Source organism: Thermogutta sp. (assembly GCF_014359955.1).
Lineage (GTDB): Bacteria > Planctomycetota > Planctomycetia > Pirellulales > Thermoguttaceae > Thermogutta.
In genome coordinates, this window is record NZ_JACIYL010000536.1 from 1 (window position 1) to 3092 (window position 3092).

The 3092-nt window shown below is 60.9% G+C and carries 3 protein-coding genes; all 3 read left to right on the plus strand.

The annotated features are described in order from the left end of the window. The coding region (locus H5U08_RS14075) for a hypothetical protein (RefSeq protein WP_297034335.1) at positions 1–317 on the plus strand (317 nt) is incomplete at its 5' end. 141 nt (positions 318–458) lie between these two features. Further along, the gene (gene folP / locus H5U08_RS14080) at positions 459–1310 is read left to right on the plus strand and encodes a dihydropteroate synthase (protein WP_297034337.1); all 852 of its coding nucleotides are present in this window, start codon (positions 459–461) and stop codon (positions 1308–1310) included. A gap of 653 nt (positions 1311–1963) precedes the next feature. Then, complete coding sequence (moaA, locus tag H5U08_RS14085; protein ID WP_297034340.1) at positions 1964–2941, plus strand: GTP 3',8-cyclase MoaA; 978 nt, start codon at positions 1964–1966, stop codon at positions 2939–2941. The last annotated feature ends 151 nt before the right edge of the window (positions 2942–3092 follow it).

Sequence of the window (3092 nt, forward strand, 5' to 3'; positions counted from 1 at the left end):
ATTTAATTGTTTTTGGTCTGCTGGTTGTGCCGGCCTACGTGGCGTGGGCGTTCCGCTGTGCCGGCCTGCCGCTTGGGCTGCTCGTCACTGCGGCCCGACCGGCGGTTGGCGGCTCCCTCCTGATGGCGGCCGCCGTCATGACGGCCGACGCTAATCTTCGGCATGGGGGAATTGCCTCGCCCTGGATCACCTTGCCGGTGAAAATCGTTGTGGGCTGCGTCGTGTACTTCCTCGCCACACGGCGAGAACTGCTGTACTATGCGAAAGGGGCTATCGGGGGTATTCGGCCCCTCCGTGAAGAACAGCCATCCCCATGAAACGTGCAGGAAAGCGCGGGGGCTTTTTCCGGGAAGAGTTCCCAGCGTGCATGGATGATCCCACGCCGCGCAGGATGTCAAAATGAGGGGAAAAGATTGTCGGCATCCCAAACGTGTCCCGCTTTTCGGGTGACAGCGCCCATGGCTGAGATATGGTCGTTGCGGAGTAGAACCCTGTCGCTCGCCCGTCGGCCTTTGCTGATGGGTATTCTTAACGTCACGCCGGACAGTTTTTCGGACGGGGGGCTGTATCTGGACGCGTCGGCGGCGATTGAGCGCGGCCTCCAACTGGCGGAAGAAGGTGCCGACATCATCGACGTGGGCGGGGAGAGCACGCGCCCCGGTGCCCAACCAGTTTCACCGCAGGAAGAACTCCGTCGCGTGCTGCCGGTGATCACAGCGCTGGCGGAACGTGTGTCGGTTCCCCTCTCCATCGACACCTCCAAGGCCGTCGTAGCGCGGGAAGCCCTGGCAGCGGGCGTGCAAATCGTCAACGATGTGACCGCGCTTCGTGGCGATCCAAAAATGCTGGATGTGGTGGCCGAATTTCAGCCAGGCGTCTGCCTGATGCACATGCGGGGCACGCCGCAGACGATGCAGCAGCACGCTGTTTACCAGGACGTGGTGGCGGAAGTGCGGGGATTTCTCCAGGAGCGATGCGAAGCCCTCGAAAAGGCAGGGATTCCCAGGGAGAAGCTGGCCATCGATCCGGGATTGGGATTTGCCAAAACTCCCCAGCACAACTGGCAGATCATCGCGGGCATCCAGCGGTTTCGGGAATTGGGGTATCCGCTTGTGGTGGGCCATTCCCGGAAGCGCTTCATTCGCGAGATCACGGGCGAGGAAGCCCGCCGAGTGATGGAAGGGACTTTGGGCGTTTCTCTCTTGCTCGCTGCGGCAGAGGTGGACATCCTGCGGGTTCACGACGTGGGGATTACTCGCCGGTTGCTCGAGTGGCTGAGAAAAGAGCACCAGTCCGAGTTGGGTACCTGAGGTTCGCAGATCCCAGCGGGATTTTTTCGGAGGGGCGCGCTTCTCGTGCCCGGCGAGGAGGGATGGGTTATCAAATGGATGTCGGTCGGACGTGACAAGCACGTCCCTCCGAGAAATTGTTTGGAGGGGCACGCTTCTCGTGCCCGGTGTCGCATGGCCACGTGGCGTCACTAGCGGGGTAGGGGCAATTCATGAATTGCCCCTACCAGAACGCGAGTGAATTGGGGGGATCATCCAAGGTAGATAAGCGGACGTGACAAGCAAGTCCCTCCGAAAAGGGGCCCTCCGAATATGGACGTGACAAGCAGGTCCCTCCCGGGCTGAACCCCGCTCCCATGCGAGTCCGTGGAGACGCCCACGTTTCCATCGGCGCGGGAAAAGTGCGGATGTGTCAGCATCGAAAGCGATTGACGCGGACCGAAAACGGACGTAGAGTAGCAATTGTGTCAAGCAAAATGGATAGAATTGGCGTTTCGCGAAAAAACAGGTGGGCTGGTTGCGGAACGTGCCAAGCGCTCAGTGGCGAGCGCTGAGCCGAAGTGAGTTGGGGCTGAGGGGGTTACCCCCCGGCTTTTCCGGCGGCCAATTCGGGAGGGCACCCGTGGGCGCCGATTCATGGCCCGAGCCGGAATGCAGTATTGGTAGAGGTAATCGTGCTGAAAGATCGCTGGGGACGCCAGATACGTTATTTGCGTCTTTCCGTCACCTCTCGGTGCGGAATGCGGTGTCTCTATTGCCGTCCCCCGGGCGCGATCCTCCCCCAGGTCCCCCATGCCGACTCTCTGTTGACACTTGGCGAGATCCGCCAGCTTGTCGGTCATCTGGTGGCCCGGCATGGCGTGGAGAAGGTCCGCATCACGGGAGGTGAGCCCACCCTCCGGCCGGATATTGTGGAGATCGTCCGTGAGGTAGCGAGTCTTCCAGGACTTGCGGATCTGGGATTGACGACCAACGGTCTGCGATTGGAAGCGCTTGCGGAAAGCCTTGCGGCTGCGGGCCTCCGCCGGATCAATGTGAGTCTGGACACTCTCGATCCTGGCCGATTTCGCCAGATTACCGGAGTCGATGGTCTGGAGGAAGTGCTTCGTGGACTTGAGGCAGCGCGTCGGGCGGGACTTCTTCCAATTCGGGTGAACTGTGTCGTCATGCGGGGCATCAACGATGATGAATTGAACGAACTCCTTCAGTGGGGATTGGCGAACGGCTGGGAAGTCCGCTTCATCGAGCTGATGCCCATCGGACCTTTAAGTGCCCGATGGAACGAGCTGTTCGTTCCCGTCCAGGAAATGATTTCCCGGCTGACGAGTGTGCGTGAGTTTCACGCTGTTTCCGACAGCAAAGGCGTGGCGCGAGTCTATGAGGTGGTCCTCCGGGACGGGAAAACCGGCAGGGTGGGCTTCATCACGCCGATGTCGGAACACTTCTGTGGCCAGTGCGATCGCATTCGTATCACGGCAGAGGGCCGCCTCCACGCGTGTTTGATGACGGACCAACCCGTGGACCTGCTCCCCGCCCTGCGACCGACGTTCGATCCCGCCCGCTTGGACCTGCTGATGGAACAGGCGCTGCGGCGCAAACAACCGGTTCACCCGGGCTACGGGGTGACGATGATGACCGTGCTGGGTGGGTAGCGCCACGCTGCGAAAGTGCGGTCCTTATCCCCAGCAGCAGGGATCGCGTGAGGAAGGCTCGGGTGTTTCGTACGGCGAACTTCGGGACCCCGTTGACGGCAAGGATATTCCCTGCAATCTTTTGGCAAATTGGCGAATCCAGGTTGGGAAG